The following is a 14282-nucleotide window of genomic DNA, read 5'->3' as shown; positions in this document are numbered from 1 at the left end:
ATTTATCAATGTCATTTTGTCAACGTTTGTATCGCGTGTACCGCCCGCTTAGCATCATTTACGGGTACGAAAATATGATCATGATAGAAGCCCGCAATTACATTCGCGCTAATATCAACATTTTTCAGTGCATTGGAAAATGCAGCCGTTAATCCCACAGCCTCTAGGCTCGAATGCACTTGCAAGGTAATTTTATTCATCACACAGCTGTAATCCAATCCATGCTCGTCTGCCATTTGCTTGGTGACTACCAGCGTTAACCCCTCGCGCTCCATAAAGGTCGCAATTGGATTGAAAATTACACACTCAGCGAGGCTTTTTTGCACTGTACAAAATACAAAAGGTGTTTCATCAAGCGTCGGGGAAATGTCTTTTAATAATTGAGATAAATCGCTAATACCCGTCACAAGTTACCTCCCGATGTTGTTGATAAATCACGGCTAGGTTCAAATGCATCATAACGAGGAAGCGACGCGTCTAAGTCGTCCCAATTGGCTTTTGAAGAGACAAAATTATGTGATATTGGCCGCTCTTTGATATCCGAGTCCAAAATGCCAAGTCTTAACCTCACCCGTTTTGGATCGTTTTCGTTCGAACTAAAAATTGGACTTGCACAATGTTTGCAAAAATGGCGCTTTCTTCCAGGTTTAAACTCGAAGATGTTTAGTGCCTCTTCGCCACTGAGAATCACAAAATCACTCCACAGCACAAAGCCATTGGTCGCATAAGCCGTGCCTGTAGACTTACGACATAAAGAGCAATGACAGTGAATGATATCACTGATTGGTCCACGGATCTCAATTTGAACCGCTTTACACAAACAACTCGCCTTGTAAGCCATACCTACCCCTTTGTGTTTCTGGTGATCCAAGTATCCAATTGATTGGCGAAATTTTGCTTATCTGCTTGAGACAAAGGTGGTGGCCCTTGGGTTTGTACGCCGCTGGCACGCATCGTGTCCATAAAGTCACGAATATTTAAGCGAGATTTTATGTTTTCTTTCGTCAGCAATTCACCGCGCGTGTTGAGTGCGGTGCACTTTTTCTCAATGACTTCATCTGCAAGTGGAATGTCGCCGGTAATAACCAAATCACCTTCATTAACGCGCTTCACGATTTCATTATCCGCAATATCAAACCCCTTTGGGACTTGAAGCTTTTGAATAAAAGGAGACGGAGGCGTTTTTAGATATTGATTTGCAACCAATGTAACCGTGGTAGAAGTACGCACTGCAGCGCGAAACAGCATTTCTTTTATCACCACGGGACAGGCATCGGCATCTACCCATATTTGTTTTGCCATAACAACTCTTTTAAATTTAAATTGGCTAGAGAATACTAAATTTAGGGGTTAGGTTCACGCCTAAAATGAAACTCGTGTTCATCGTCATCAAACTGCACAAATCCCAACTTTTCGTATAAACGCTTCGCCGGATTCGCTTTAAGCACCGTCAATACCCAAGGCAATGTTGAGTGAGTTTCTATCAAGCTTTTAATGACTTGTGCACCAAGCCCCTTTCCTTGTTGCTGGGGCTCTATTTGCAGCTGAAAGAGGTAATAGTCATGTTCACGTTGTTTAAACTTAGCCAAGCCAACACACTTTTCGTTCACGTATATCAAATATGAGCTTGGGTATTCGTATAATACTCGGGCTTTATGCTCAGCTTCAGTCAAAAACAGTCCGGCACTTTCTAAGTGCGGCACCATGGTCGCTTTACGCAGTGCCACTAGGTAATCAAAGTCACTTTCTTTTGCCGGTATGAAGTGAATCTTATTCGTCCTCAATTTCGAATATTCCTTTTGCGTAAAGTACACCAAACCCAGATACGATGACATTCGTATCCGTCACTTCACAAAATAGCTCACCGCCACGTTTTGAAGCCTGATGTGCATGAAGTTTTTGTTTGTTTAGCGCCTTTGCCCAATATGGCGCTAACCCGGCATGAATTGAACCGGTAACCGGATCTTCATCGCCCCCATTTGCAGGCCAAAAGTAACGCGACACAAAATCAACGTCACTGCCTTTTGCTGTTATCACAACATCAAAAGGCGCAAGGGTTTTCAATTTATCGCTGTCGTATTCACAGCTGCGTACTTGCTGCTCAGTCTCAACAATCACAAAGTACGCTTGGCGATTTTTAAGTACCTGCGTCGGTGTTACATTCAGCCCTTCCAGCAGTGCGTCGGGGGCTTTCGTTAACTCAGGGGCTAAGTTCGGAAATTCCATCACAATGCGACCATCAGCCACTTGTTTAACAGTGAGTGTCCCGACTTTTTGGGTTTGAAATTTTATCTCACCTGATTTCCCCTTGTGATTAAAAAGCACATACGCAGCACCAAGCGTGGCATGACCACAAAAGTCAATTTCAGTAATTGGAGAAAACCACCGGATCTCATAATGATTGTTATCAATTGGCTTCAAAAAGGCGGTTTCGGAAAGGTTATTTTCGATGGCTATCTGCTGCATTAGGGCGTCGCTAAGCCAATTTTCAACCTCAATGATTGCAGCGTTGTTACCACCGAAACGTTTACGCGTAAATGCGTCAACCACAAAATACTCAACTTGCATCTTTTACTCCTTTCAGAAACACCTAAAAACACAGTATAATTTACTGTAATTAGAAGCGAATACAACTTAAATAAACGTGTATTGAGGTTGATCTGTGTGACCATGATGCACGTAGTTAAAATGAGTAGAACCAAGTCGAGGCTTATATGTTTACAGATGCTACCTTATCAATTTTATGTTTATATTCATTAGCAATGTTTGTCACTAGCCTGCTAATGATAGCGACAGCCCCTAAAACTGATGATGAGAAACGCAAACAAACCATCACTGAGTACACTATGTTTGCACTTGCATCTGTTGCAGTATTTTTTGTGTCGTTTTACACGCTGTAACTGTCAGGTGGGTCATCTCGATTGATGGCCCATGATCATGTCCTTTAGGCCTATTTTCCACTTTCAACCATTGCTTTTATCTTTAACGCCTTTTCGAAGTGGTCTAGTTCGTGAGTTTGTATCCACCAAGTTGCCGCTTCCATAAGTAATGCTGGGTCCGTGTTTTTATTGGCAAAAAAAGCGTAAAATGATACGCCAACGTTATCTCCTTTTTGTGCGATTTTTTTATCACATACTTCTATTATCTTGCTTCTTAGTGCTGAGCGCATTTTTCGTTAAATCCATACATCATGATCTGCGATAAGTGTACCACCAACATCATCAGTATTCACCACTCCACGCGGCTCTACACCTTTACGGTTGATTATCATTTCATCGGTGCACAAGATTAATCTTCTTCACAAGCCTCCCTCTCCCTTACGTCTAGTTCGGTGAAACTATTTCTAAACGTAAAGGCATAAGCCGAATCTCCAAAACGACGCAGGTAATCAAGTCTTTCTTTGGCCTCACCTAGCGTCGGGATATGACCCTCTTCAACCCACCACAACACGTAGGTTTCCTGTTCAGCGCGGTGAAACCATTCCTTTTTGCGAGCCAAAAACTCCTTATGCGCGGTTTTAAACATAAAATCTCTGAGCGCTTGCTCCGACTGCCATACAGACATGTTCACGATAATATTTGGATCATCAAACGCCTTAATCTCTGTTGCATTACCGGTTTCATCTTTTAAGCGCCAAATAAAGCCAGGGCTTTGCTCTGCGAGTAAATTAATGCGGTCTAAACTTTCTACAAAGTATTGAATTTCTGGCGCATCCATTTGGCATTTAGCAGTGGCTATATTGAGTTGTGCTAATTGCATCGACGGCTTTTCCTTGTGGTGAGTTGCTACATTCTCCCAAACTTCACAATCATACTACTGTTTACTCGCCGCCAAGTTAAGACAAAATTTAACCAAATAGAGATTTTTTCACCTTCTACATTTCGGGGAATGGATGCATATTGATGTATTGCACTATACGAGGTGCGTTTGCTGTATTCGCGCTACCACCATGAGGTAAAAACTGGTGCCAAATCACCATATCTCCGGCATTGGCTGCAAGTGCTTTGGAACCCAGTTGATGTAAGTATTCTGTGTTTGGAATACAGGGATCCCATGGAGCCGTTGCAAGCCATGACTCTAGCTTTGTATGAAATCCTGGCACAACCGTTGTTGCACCTTGTTTTTCTTCAGTGTCTGATAGATACAAAATCCCTTGCGTGCCAAACTTGAGTTGCTTAGAGAAATCTAAATCCCAATGTAGATCAGGACCTTGAAAACTAGATTGCGCAGTTTCAGGCGGGTTGAACCCACACTGATCGGCTGAAACTATCAGTTGTTCGCTTTGCCATAACTGGCTAAAGGCCTTATGAATTCTCATTGAATTCCGATTGTCTTCCAGTGCTTTATGTTGTACCAAATGCACCATACTGCGACTCAATTTTTCGTGGTTAACCTTATACCAAGTCTTTGGTTCTGCTAATTCAATCTCCAAATAGTCTTGAATGGCGTTTCTCGCATTGGCACAGCCTTCAGCACTCACTGCATTTTTAACGACGACATAGCCGTTGTCCTGCCAGCATTTCAGGTCGTCCTCAGTGAGTACATCCGGCATATTCTGAACAGCAGCTATTTTTTCTTGATAACTGTCGGGGCAAGGTAAGTGGCAGGTGACATGTTTTAGCAATGCTATTTTTTCACTACTCGGATGAGCAATTGTTACAATTGCATCAATAAAGCTATCGTAATCATGAGCATATTGAAACTGTAACTGATGTGCTTGAGATAGGCTAAGACCTAGTATATCGAAAGTCGTTTTATATAATTCGAACTCGATAGACTCTCCTTGCTGCTGTCTATTTGTGAAAGTGTTGTTGGCTTGAAGCCAGATTTTTTTGAGTATGGATAAATGATAAAGCGCTAGAGCAAGATTTACATCGCACATTATTTAACAACCATCCTTTAAAGTAGAGTTGTGTGTTCCCTCCTTAAAATTTTATTACAAAGACGTTTTTTTTCAATTTTTACGGCTTACACCTCATTACACTATACGTATCGCTAAACATGAGGATTCAGAAATGAAAAGAGCAGACTACTTCAATCAAGCACCTGAGCTTATTCAGCACTTATTGGAACAAGAGGAATTATTAAAACAGCAGGCCCATGCAACTTTTGGAGTCACAATCTGGGAGCTCGTTAAACTTAGAGCATCACAAATCAATCAATGCGCTTTTTGTATTGCAATGCACACTAAACAGGCACTAGAGTATGGTGAAACCACTAATCGAATTATTGGATTAAGTGCATGGCAAGACATGCCGTTATACACCAATAAAGAAAAACTGGCATTAGCGCTTTGTGAAAAGCTGACAAACGCACAAATGATTGACGACGCTTTCTATCAAACACTCAATGTAGAATTTGATGATAAAGCTTTGGCTACCTTAACTATCGCTATTAATGCCATCAACAGCTGGAATCGTATCGTGAAAATGTTTAAACCGAATGTAGAGTTCAATGAGCACAGAATTAACGCTTGAATTAATAAACCCAACAGGTGAAATCGCTACCTATGTGCAAGCTATCTGGTTTGCACAATCACACAAGCGCGGAGGAACTTGGCTTCCAAGCGACGGGGCAACTGGATTTATTTTCCCCTTAACAGGAATTATAGCCATTGATGGAGAGGTATTAACACATTCCGTTTATATGCAGCCTACCGCCACACAATCTAGAAAAATTAGCTACTCCGCAAAGGCACAGTTTTGCGGCGTGCGCTTTCACCCAGGAGGATTCGCACAATTACAACATGTTCAACATCCACTTGCATTGCCCGAAGTGCTAACTACACTTGCAGAAAAACTGCAGGACAGATCCGATTTTCTTACATTCAAATCGTTACTCGCACCCAGTTTAAATACACTTGTACCGCTTCATAGCTCGACATACTACACGCAAAAGCTCGTTAAACTACTCACTGCGTATGTGCCACTCAATGAGGCTTATGATCAAGCTCCGTTAAGTGCTAGGCAACTGGAAAGAAATATGAAACAACTCTGTGGCATCACCCCAAAACAGCTTGAGCGAATTTATCGTGCCAGACAGGCAAAAGAAAGACTACAAGCAAATCCGAGACTCGCACTTTCTCACATAGCACAAGAATGTGGATACTCAGATCAGTCACACTTTATCAGAGAGTTTGGCACGATATTAAAGATCACTCCCGCAAAGTATAGAAAGCTTATCGAATGTGCGAACAATAATAAAAATAGAACATAATCATTTAATAGATATACAGTTTCCTTTTCAAACCAACCCAAAACACCATTATAAAAATGGTACCAAAATTGAACTTCTCCTTAAATGATTGCTCAATAATTGCGCTTGATGATTTTTACACTATTATTAATGCAAACTGAACAAAAACAAACTACTTATTTTAGGCAAGGAGATATATATGGACGTTCAGCGCCTGACGGTTGGTCCAATCGTCGGTTACACTTCAGGGGATCAGGTTCGCATTTTTGGTCGAGCCGCATTATCAATCGCTGACCACAGACCAAGAAAAGCACATGGTGTCATTAGGTATAAAAAGCGCTCTAATGCGAAATATTCCTCCCCAATATATTTTAAGATGAATCCTAACTTTGACCTCACAGGTGTAATAGTAATACCCAACCTTGATTCTAATACCAAATACGAATATCAAGTTGGGTGGTTTTTTTCCGACTTAGATACAACCGAAATTAATGTTAAGAAAATCCTTAATTGGCAAAATATAGAATCTCACCAATTTAAAACTGCCTCAACAGACACTACAGCTAAAAGAAATATTGTTTTTGGCTCTTGTCGGTATGCTTTACGCCTGTTTGGAGGCATGTGGTGGGACGACAGAGGCGACAGAACATTCCGCTCTATATTAACGCAAATAGACGAAGGCAAGGAAGTCGATCAAGTTATCATGTGTGGCGACCAAATTTATGCCGATGACCTCAACTTTGTTGGTGCTGACACTTGTGTCGATGAATTTAACAGCAGGTATCGCGTAGCATTAAACACACCACATATACGTAAACTGATGTCCTGCACTCCGACCTATATGATACTTGATGATCATGAAATAGAAGATAATTGGCCATCATCAGCCAACAAAAAGGATTGGGTCACAAAGTTTCCTTCTGCAATACACGCATATACAACTTATCAAGCTAGCCACAGCCCGCTTTTTTCTTTAAAAAATAATAGGATCACGGGAACGCCAACTCACCTTTGGTACAGCTACCAAGATGGTTGCTGTGACTTTTTTATCTGCGACACTCGTACAGAAAGAGATATTTCACATACCAACAAAGAAATTATAGGTCCTAGACAAATGACCGAGCTACTCAGCTGGTTGAACAATGGTAATGGTCAGGTAAAAGTCATTGTAACTAGTGTACCTCCCTATGAGTCTGAATCAGAGGATAAGTGGCATGGATTTATCAATCAAAGAGATGAAATTTTTGAGTGTATAAACAGCCAGCAGATACCTAAGGTGCTGTTTCTTTCGGGAGATGTCCATGCCTGCATGGCATCTCAAGTAAAAATCAATAATGACATCAAAGTTACCTCAATCGTTTCCTCCGCATTTTTCTGGCCATACCCTCATCCAAATCGAAAAGGCTTCAAGCTCAGTGGTGTGTTAGATACCACTACGACCAATGAATACAAAGTAGAAAATGCTAGTGAGGTCTACCCTGAAGATGCCTTTACTCGTCTTTGCATTTCAACAGACAAGGTAAAGGTTGAGTTTTACTCTAGAAAAGGAAAAAAATTGGGCAGTAAAAGCTATCAATTTTGAAAAAAGATGCGGGAGTGCGAGCATAAACTGATGGGTCAGTCTTTTCGGTTGCTCGCAATCACGTTTTATTACAATGCTATTCCCCCGGCGCTTTGTTCATTTTACCTAAACATACTGCCAATAGTTTACTTGCTGCACCCCAAGATCAATGCTCCGCTTACGTATTCAACCATCACCAAGGTGCCTACATCAATTTAAACAAAGCAGAAATTTTATTAGTTGTTCTACATAAAACATTTTTAATGTCGCTAGCATCAGATTTAATCTTTCAAATTGAACCAATATTAAATCAAATCTGCGCTACATTAATCCGCTTTAAACCTCAAACACTTGAGGCTGCTTTGCTCATCAATGTCTTTAAATTCAGGTGGGTTTTGTAAACGTTCAACAAACGTAAGTGTTGGTGCCTCTCTGGTCATTTCATCAATCAAAAATTGGCTTGAAACATCAGGAGAATTCACACACGCCAACACTTGGGCATTTGGCGTAAGTAACTCAGGAAGCTTTCTTAAAATTCGTTGATAGTCTTTGGTGAGTGCAAAGCTGCCTTTTTGAAAGCTTGGCGGATCAATTACGATTAGGTCGTACGGCCCATATTTACGTACTTTTCCCCAAGATTTAAATAAATCATGGCCTAAAAAAGACACCTTACTGAGGTCGTGTTCATTGAGTTGGTGGTTGACTCGGCCTTGCTTGAGCGCCGCTTTTGCCATATCTAGATTCACAACATGGGCAGCACCGCCCGCAATCGCCGCGACGGAAAGCCCACAAGTATAAGAAAACAGATTAAGTACCCGAGCCCCCGCTGACTGAGCTTTAACAAACTCACGACCCAAACGCATATCTAAAAACAGTCCCATGTTCTGCTTTACGCCAAGCTTTAAGCCATATTTAAGTCCATTTTCTTCAACGATAGGCATAGCGGTTAATTCACCATACAAAACCTCGAGATCTGAGTCAGGCAAATAACGATGTTGCAGCAAAATAGCAGAGAGTTTTCCGTTAAATGCTTCGGTCTCCACAAGTGATAATAATGCCTGCTTTAACGACGCTATCAAGTCAACGTCGTGCTCCTTGAATAAAGAGACTAAGAGCTGACCTTGTAACCAATCTACTGTGATTTGTTCAAGCCCTTCATAGCAACGACCACGTCCATGAAATAGACGCCTTAGCTCGTTTGGTACGGCTTGGGTTTGCAGATGATTAAGTAGAGTCGATACAGGTTTTATTGCTGTCATGTCGGTGTCTGGTTATGCGTAAAGTTCGGCATTTTACTTGTTACTTCATAGCAAAAGCAAATGCCTAAGGTCTGCTTATCTTTCACGTTTATTTTTTGCAGCACAGAAAACCGGTCCTATGGACGCCACAACATCGTTGTTGCCCCGCTAAAACCGATTAACCAATTGAGATAAGAAAAATCTTCGTGATGGGAGGCAACAAAGCCCATTCTCATATAAAGCTTTTTTGCTTGAGGGTTAGAGTCAATGACATCAAGTCGTAAAGCGTGAAACCCGCTTTGTTTGGTATAGCGCTGCAGTGCCACTAAAAGCGCAGTACCAACACCTTGTCCTCTAACCGATTCTGCAACAGCAATGCCGTCCATCACCACTTCATTGGGCGCAGGCTTTCGCTCAAATAGGGTAAACACCGCTGCGGCTTTAACTCCGCCTAGCAAGCCTAATTCGTCAATGAGTCCAGTAAAGCCCATATTCGATGTAAAACCGCTTTTGCCATATTGAAAGCCCGCAACCCCCACTAACTTGCCGTCTGCAAAGGCAGCAAAGGAGTATTCTGAGATGAAGCTCTTCGCGATAATAGTGATCAGCTTATTGCGATCCGGCACTGCGGCTATGAATTTGCTACCAAACGCGTCAACATAAAGCTCAGCAGCCGCTTGCGCATGCTCAATGTCCCATCCTTGTGTTATTTCTATTTCCATACTTTACCTCAAGCGAACTTGTCGGCTTCAATATTAGGTCAAAATTAGCTTAGGTATGAAGTTCGAATTTGTAAAAAGTTCGAGTCGATTATGCATGTAACTTAATTGTTAGTTTGCGCCACACTCGTTCAACGGGTCCCACCTTATAGAATCGCCCGTAAATCACATTTAATATCAGCTGCCCTGCCATAATAACAAGCCATAAGAGCAAGAGCTCACTGCGACTTAGCGTATTATGTAATCCAAAGCCATAAAATATCACCACCAATAACAGTGACTGTCCAATGTAATTGCTCAGCGCAAATCTACCTACTTGATTTATCGCCTCCAGGGGTTTGAAGCGATGCAACCAACGGTTATATAGCAAAGATAACAAAACCAAGTAAATAATCGCTTGCAGCTCCCGGTTAAGTATAATGACCATTTGTTTAGCGTAAGACAGCACTGGAATATGTGAACTTTGCAGCCAATGAAAATAGCGAGCTTGAGTGGCATAACACGACACTGCAATCAAGCAAAGTAATGCCACAACCGCAAATGGGCTAAGTTTAGTCTTTGAGAACAATCCCCATTGAAACAGCTGTGAGCCTATCAGCATCATCATTAGCGTGGACCAAAAAATACTTGAGTAAAACAGCTTACCTTTGTGGACTTGCGGACTGTCGAAGTTTTCCTGCCAATACTCAGTTAAGCTTGGCGTTTCTTCCAAAGTACGATGGGTGGGTGTCCGTGGTTCGGTTTTATTGTGCCACCGATTAATCGCTTTTTGCTGGTCTCGTGTGCGAGACGCTTCGTCCACATTGAGTGCTGCTTGGTAGGCATCGTATTGGGCGTTGGTGCGCTCTGCTCTGCCAAAACCTGCAACTAACATAAATGCCAAACAAATTACTATGCTGACTTTGATGGCCCGGGTGCCAAGTAATATGACTGTGGTGGCAATCATTCCTATCACGGCATAGTGATAGAGAATGTCGCCACTCCAAATACAATAAGCATGAACAAGGCCGAGTATAAATAAAGCCACTAGCCTTGCCGCACTTAATTTAATCGCAAATTCAAATGGCTGTTTTTGAAGAATAATGGTGAGACCTGCGCCAAATAACATCGCCAACAGTCCGTAAAACTTGCCCTGAGCAAATACATAAACCCAGTACCTTACCTCACTGTCTATATCCGTCATAAAGCCATATTGGTAACTGCCCCATGGATTGGGATAAGCAAAGCTTTCGATGTTAATAAGTAAAATACATAGAATTGCTATCCCACGAATAAAGTCGAGGCTATTAATACGATTTTTTTCAGCACTAGTCATCTGAGTTACCCATGCGGCCCGACTGTCCATCATGGTGAGCTAGCTTTGTATTTTCGCTATCGAGCAGTGTAGTAATTTGTGCTACCTGCGCGCTAAATTCATCAAATTGCGTGTCACTTAGCTTAGTGTTTTTAGGTTGTTTTAGGGTGAGTGGATTAATGGCTTTTCCGTCTTTATGCACTTCATAATGTAAGTGACGCGCCTGCGACAGGCCGGTATTACCAAGATAACCAATCACGTCTCCTTGCTTTACTCGCGTCCCAGCCTTAAGGCCGTTCGCAAAGCCATTTAAGTGAGCATACAGTGTTTGATACCCTTTACCGTGATCTAACACTACGCGATTACCAAAGCTGCCGCCCCACCCAGCTTTGAGTACTTTTCCCGAGCCTGCAGCCATAATAGGCGTACCAACAGGTGCACCAAAATCGATCCCTTTGTGCATTCGGGTATAGCCCAATACTGGGTGATGACGTTTACCGAAGCTTGAAGATAATCGAGCACCGTTAAGCGGAGTTTTCATTAAAAAACTTTGCGCGAGAGTACCATCTGAGTGGTAAAAAGCGGTCGTTCCGCCATTATCAGTAAACCGGTATAAGCGGTATTTTTCTTTTCCTGAAAGTAGCGCAACATGTTGTAATTCTAAAGGTTTGGAGATTTGCTTGAGTAACTCTTTGGCTGCCACAAGCTGCTGTTCTTGAAAGACAAAATCAATTTGATCGCCGGCATATACTTCTCTTTGAAAATCGACAAGGTGAGATAAGGCCACAATACTTTGATTAATAATATCATTGGGTACCCCGATTTTACTGGCGTCCACAAAAAAACTAGAATCTATACTTGTCGATAAACGCTTTGTTTGCGTGACGGTTTCAAGTTCACTTAGCGATGCATGCCAGTGTTCATCTCCCCTTTTAATCTCAATAACCTGTGCAAATGCATATTCAAAGCGGATTTGCTGTACTTGTCCGTCTACAAGCTCTGCTTCTATTAACTGTCCAGCCTTGAGCTTAGTCAGTGATGTCCACGTACTCACGGCTTGTTCCACCAGCCAACTATCGCGGTCACTGAACGCAAACCCACTTAAGAGATTAGCTAAACTCTCACCCGATTTAAGTTCAAGTAAACGAATATCTTGAACTGGCTTTAGCTCCTGCCTGATTTGGATTTGGGCCTCGATTGAGTCTTCAACGGGTTCAATATGTACAACAGCTTGGTCTTGTTCTGGTTGCACCGACACCAAGGTATTCGCTTGCGTTTTATTATCCGAATGAGTCTGCTCGGGTTGTTTCGAGCAGCCAAAAGTTGCCATCATTGCAATGGCGATAGAAAGCTTTTTAATCATGTTAATTTTCCAATAAGGTCAGCGGATCAATGCGCGTGTTGTTATGCAGAGCTTCTAGATGTAGATGTGGACCAGTGACTCGACCGGTTTCACCTATGGTACCGATCACTTCTCCTTGTGATACTTGATCACCTACTTCAACATCAATGCTATCAAGGTGTGCATAGAGACTTTGATAACCATTGTCATGATGGATCAACACCACTTTACCGTAATTCTCAGGCAAGGTTTTATCATCAGCAATCGTGACCGTACCGCTGGCAACCGCCATCGCAGGTTCACCAACGCCGCCAGCTAAATCCAGTCCTTGATGTGCTTTATTGTGACGAAAGTTCGATATATGCCCAAACCTTGATGTTATTTCAGGTGTGAAGACTGGGTATGTCCATGTTTTACTGACCATCGCCGTTCCCATTGTCCATTGAATATTGCCATAGGCTAAACCTGAACTAAGCAACACAAAAAACCCTATCAACACAAGGTTACTTGGCTTCTTTTTAGATTTAAGAATAACGCTAAAACGCTTTTTATAATCATCTAAAGTCAATGAATTAGACGCGAAACTTGCTGTCATATTCATCGTTTTTGGCTGCGCAGCAGCTCGTTTTAAAGAGTTCATTAATGCTTTGCTATAAGTCAAAGGCTGAAGGCTGTGCTTCGCTATCGTCACCTCATCACAGCGATATTCCATCGCTCGAATAAAGCCCTGTTCCATTTTTGCAATAAACGGATTAAACCAAGCAAGCGTCGCGAGTATTCGCCAAATTACAACGGCAATATGGTCGCCCTTATCTATGTGGGTTAACTCATGCAGAATAAGTGCTTGCTGCTCTGCCTCTGGTAGCGTGTCAAATTCCACCGGCAAATACACTTTAGGTTGCCACAGTCCGAACACAAAAGGAGAGCAAGTAATTGGCAATTGATAGCAACTCCGTGCGCCCAGCTTTATTTTTGAGGCGGTACTACAGAGGCGTTTTACTCGCCAATACTGTCGCCCAAGTACCAAAAAATGAGCAATAAGCCCAACGCAATAGACTATAAATAAAGCCATGAGCGTCAGGTTTAGCCAGTCAGACCCAACTTGAGTGCGCTTCGTCATTGCCAGTAGCGGCTCTGCAAATTGTTGTAAATTGGCATTAAACAGTATGGCTGGAATGGCGTTCTGTTGATCCATATGTTCAAGTGGGAGCCAAGGCACAAAAGTCACTGCCAATACACTCCACCAAAGTCCTTTGTTTTGTACATATCGAGTAGAAAATTTCACACCAAGTGCATACGTTAAACCACTAAGCACCACCCACAGCAAGATCGAAAGTAATATTAGTTCCATACCTTACTCTTTATCACCTTGCGTTTTAGCTAACTCATCTAACATGGCTTCTAATTCATCTAATTCATCCGCTGCAATTAACTTACTATCTGAAAACATAGTAATCGGAAGAGGCTCATCCAACTCCATGATTTGCTTTGCAAACTCCTGGGCATAAAGTGCGAGAGTCGGTACCTTCGCAAGGACAGCTGAGTATATTTTTTTATTGCCTTGCATTTGCTCGGCGAGATAACCCTTTTCACACATTCTCTCTAGAGTTTTTCGAGTTGATGAGTAGCTCCAACTGAGCTTTGATCCTATTTCTGTGTGAATTTCTTTACCCGTTCTTGGCTGTTCACGCCAAAGGATTTTTAAAACGATTAGTTCGGTTGAGTTAGGTTTCATTGTTTTTCTCACAACTGCGACATATGTCACACATTAACAAACAAAAAAGTGCGACACAAGTCGCACATTTTGCTTTTTTGAATTTTCATCACGAAAAATGGCGACATTATCAACAGCACTTATACTTCAAGTTGATATGCAAAAAATGAGTTATCTGTAGTGCTAGAGCTAATTTGGGCCTGTTGACCTTTGCTGTTT

Annotated in this window: 18 protein-coding genes; 4 read left to right on the top strand and 14 right to left on the bottom strand. The window is 42.0% G+C overall.

The features are described 5' to 3' along the window. Positions 1-11: 11 nt before the first annotated feature. The 5 genes from BB427_RS03995 to BB427_RS03975 are packed head-to-tail and all read right to left on the bottom strand — an operon-like array spanning position 12 to position 2568. Positions 12-407: an ACT domain-containing protein gene (locus BB427_RS03995; protein ID WP_069019017.1), complete on the bottom strand. Its 396-nt coding sequence runs from the start codon at positions 405-407 to the stop codon at positions 12-14. Continuing rightward, positions 404-841 (bottom strand): GFA family protein, encoded by a 438-nt coding sequence (locus tag BB427_RS03990; RefSeq protein WP_069019016.1) that lies wholly within the window; start codon positions 839-841, stop codon positions 404-406. The genes BB427_RS03995 and BB427_RS03990 overlap by 4 nt, the downstream gene beginning before the upstream one ends. A 2-nt stretch (positions 842-843) precedes the next feature. Continuing rightward, positions 844-1302 carry a YaiI/YqxD family protein gene (locus BB427_RS03985; protein WP_010371749.1) on the bottom strand — a complete coding sequence of 153 codons (459 nt, stop codon included), beginning with the start codon at positions 1300-1302 and terminating at the stop codon, positions 844-846. Positions 1303-1343: 41 nt separating this feature from the next. Continuing rightward, positions 1344-1784, bottom strand: a complete 441-nt coding sequence (locus tag BB427_RS03980) for a GNAT family N-acetyltransferase (RefSeq protein WP_069019015.1) — start codon at positions 1782-1784, stop codon at positions 1344-1346. Beyond that, positions 1771-2568 carry a PhzF family phenazine biosynthesis protein gene (locus BB427_RS03975; protein ID WP_069019014.1) on the bottom strand — a complete coding sequence of 266 codons (798 nt, stop codon included), beginning with the start codon at positions 2566-2568 and terminating at the stop codon, positions 1771-1773. Before BB427_RS03975 ends, BB427_RS03980 begins: the two co-directional genes overlap by 14 nt. Positions 2569-2714: 146 nt before the next feature. Between BB427_RS03975 and BB427_RS03970 the strand changes: the two genes are divergently transcribed. Next, complete coding sequence (locus BB427_RS03970; protein WP_010604566.1) at positions 2715-2900, top strand: hypothetical protein; 186 nt, start codon at positions 2715-2717, stop codon at positions 2898-2900. Positions 2901-2950: 50 nt separating this feature from the next. Here BB427_RS03970 and BB427_RS03965 read toward each other — a convergent pair whose 3' ends face one another. From BB427_RS03965 to BB427_RS03955, 3 genes are all read right to left on the bottom strand, one after another. Beyond that, positions 2951-3169, bottom strand: coding sequence for a DUF6500 family protein (locus tag BB427_RS03965; RefSeq protein WP_069019013.1), 219 nt, complete (start codon positions 3167-3169; stop codon positions 2951-2953). A 119-nt stretch (positions 3170-3288) separates the two neighbouring features. Then, a complete protein-coding gene (locus BB427_RS03960) occupies positions 3289-3759 on the bottom strand; it encodes a DUF3291 domain-containing protein (RefSeq protein ID WP_069019012.1) in 471 nt (156 codons plus the stop codon). A 115-nt stretch (positions 3760-3874) separates the two neighbouring features. Continuing rightward, positions 3875-4882: a phytanoyl-CoA dioxygenase family protein gene (locus BB427_RS03955; protein WP_069019011.1), complete on the bottom strand. Its 1008-nt coding sequence runs from the start codon at positions 4880-4882 to the stop codon at positions 3875-3877. Positions 4883-5015: 133 nt separating this feature from the next. On the opposite strand from BB427_RS03955, the gene BB427_RS03950 reads away from it, so the two are divergent. The 3 genes from BB427_RS03950 to BB427_RS03940 all read left to right on the top strand — a co-directional run bounded on the left by BB427_RS03950 (position 5016) and on the right by BB427_RS03940 (position 7777). Next, entirely contained in the window at positions 5016-5477 is a 462-nt protein-coding gene (locus BB427_RS03950; RefSeq protein ID WP_069019010.1) for a carboxymuconolactone decarboxylase family protein, read from the top strand. Further along, positions 5455-6216: an AraC family transcriptional regulator gene (locus tag BB427_RS03945; protein WP_069019009.1), complete on the top strand. Its 762-nt coding sequence runs from the start codon at positions 5455-5457 to the stop codon at positions 6214-6216. Before BB427_RS03950 ends, BB427_RS03945 begins: the two co-directional genes overlap by 23 nt. A 178-nt stretch (positions 6217-6394) precedes the next feature. Beyond that, positions 6395-7777 carry an alkaline phosphatase D family protein gene (locus BB427_RS03940; protein ID WP_069019008.1) on the top strand — a complete coding sequence of 461 codons (1383 nt, stop codon included), beginning with the start codon at positions 6395-6397 and terminating at the stop codon, positions 7775-7777. Positions 7778-8082: 305 nt separating this feature from the next. On the opposite strand, the gene BB427_RS03935 is transcribed toward BB427_RS03940, so the two are convergent. The 6 genes from BB427_RS03935 to BB427_RS03910 all read right to left on the bottom strand — a co-directional run bounded on the left by BB427_RS03935 (position 8083) and on the right by BB427_RS03910 (position 14084). Further along, entirely contained in the window at positions 8083-9015 is a 933-nt protein-coding gene (locus BB427_RS03935; protein ID WP_069019007.1) for a class I SAM-dependent methyltransferase, read from the bottom strand. Between the two features lie 116 nt (positions 9016-9131). Beyond that, complete coding sequence (locus tag BB427_RS03930; protein ID WP_069019006.1) at positions 9132-9716, bottom strand: GNAT family N-acetyltransferase; 585 nt, start codon at positions 9714-9716, stop codon at positions 9132-9134. Between the two features lie 88 nt (positions 9717-9804). Further along, complete coding sequence (locus BB427_RS03925) at positions 9805-11028, bottom strand: DUF418 domain-containing protein (protein WP_069019005.1); 1224 nt, start codon at positions 11026-11028, stop codon at positions 9805-9807. Continuing rightward, positions 11021-12370: a M23 family metallopeptidase gene (locus tag BB427_RS03920; protein WP_069019004.1), complete on the bottom strand. Its 1350-nt coding sequence runs from the start codon at positions 12368-12370 to the stop codon at positions 11021-11023. Before BB427_RS03920 ends, BB427_RS03925 begins: the two co-directional genes overlap by 8 nt. 1 nt (position 12371) lies before the next feature. Then, a complete protein-coding gene (locus tag BB427_RS03915; protein ID WP_069019003.1) occupies positions 12372-13700 on the bottom strand; it encodes a M23/M56 family metallopeptidase in 1329 nt (442 codons plus the stop codon). Between the two features lie 3 nt (positions 13701-13703). Then, the gene (locus tag BB427_RS03910) at positions 13704-14084 is read right to left on the bottom strand and encodes a BlaI/MecI/CopY family transcriptional regulator (protein WP_017218609.1); all 381 of its coding nucleotides are present in this window, start codon (positions 14082-14084) and stop codon (positions 13704-13706) included. Positions 14085-14282: the final 198 nt, after the last annotated feature.

Origin of the sequence: Pseudoalteromonas sp. BMB, from assembly GCF_001709235.1 — a bacterium.
Lineage (GTDB): Bacteria > Pseudomonadota > Gammaproteobacteria > Enterobacterales > Alteromonadaceae > Pseudoalteromonas > Pseudoalteromonas maricaloris.
The sequence above is the reverse complement of the archived record's forward strand: the minus strand, read 5'-3'. Positions and strand labels throughout refer to the sequence as shown.

Bases quoted from the DNA above. Each gene is read 5' to 3' on its own strand.
- BB427_RS03990 (WP_069019016.1), bottom strand. From the start codon at position 841: ATGGCTTACAAGGCGAGTTGTTTGTGTAAAGCGGTTCAAATTGAGATC.
- BB427_RS03985 (WP_010371749.1), bottom strand. From the start codon at position 1,302: ATGGCAAAACAAATATGGGTAGATGCCGATGCCTGTCCCGTGGTGATA.
- BB427_RS03975 (WP_069019014.1), bottom strand. From the start codon at position 2,568: ATGCAAGTTGAGTATTTTGTGGTTGACGCATTTACGCGTAAACGTTTC.
- BB427_RS03970 (WP_010604566.1), top strand. From the start codon at position 2,715: ATGTTTACAGATGCTACCTTATCAATTTTATGTTTATATTCATTAGCA.
- BB427_RS03965 (WP_069019013.1), bottom strand. From the start codon at position 3,169: ATGCGCTCAGCACTAAGAAGCAAGATAATAGAAGTATGTGATAAAAAA.
- BB427_RS03960 (WP_069019012.1), bottom strand. From the start codon at position 3,759: ATGCAATTAGCACAACTCAATATAGCCACTGCTAAATGCCAAATGGAT.
- BB427_RS03955 (WP_069019011.1), bottom strand. From the start codon at position 4,882: ATGTGCGATGTAAATCTTGCTCTAGCGCTTTATCATTTATCCATACTC.
- BB427_RS03950 (WP_069019010.1), top strand. From the start codon at position 5,016: ATGAAAAGAGCAGACTACTTCAATCAAGCACCTGAGCTTATTCAGCAC.
- BB427_RS03945 (WP_069019009.1), top strand. From the start codon at position 5,455: ATGAGCACAGAATTAACGCTTGAATTAATAAACCCAACAGGTGAAATC.
- BB427_RS03940 (WP_069019008.1), top strand. From the start codon at position 6,395: ATGGACGTTCAGCGCCTGACGGTTGGTCCAATCGTCGGTTACACTTCA.
- BB427_RS03935 (WP_069019007.1), bottom strand. From the start codon at position 9,015: ATGACAGCAATAAAACCTGTATCGACTCTACTTAATCATCTGCAAACC.
- BB427_RS03930 (WP_069019006.1), bottom strand. From the start codon at position 9,716: ATGGAAATAGAAATAACACAAGGATGGGACATTGAGCATGCGCAAGCG.
- BB427_RS03925 (WP_069019005.1), bottom strand. From the start codon at position 11,028: ATGACTAGTGCTGAAAAAAATCGTATTAATAGCCTCGACTTTATTCGT.
- BB427_RS03920 (WP_069019004.1), bottom strand. From the start codon at position 12,370: ATGATTAAAAAGCTTTCTATCGCCATTGCAATGATGGCAACTTTTGGC.
- BB427_RS03915 (WP_069019003.1), bottom strand. From the start codon at position 13,700: ATGGAACTAATATTACTTTCGATCTTGCTGTGGGTGGTGCTTAGTGGT.
- BB427_RS03910 (WP_017218609.1), bottom strand. From the start codon at position 14,084: ATGAAACCTAACTCAACCGAACTAATCGTTTTAAAAATCCTTTGGCGT.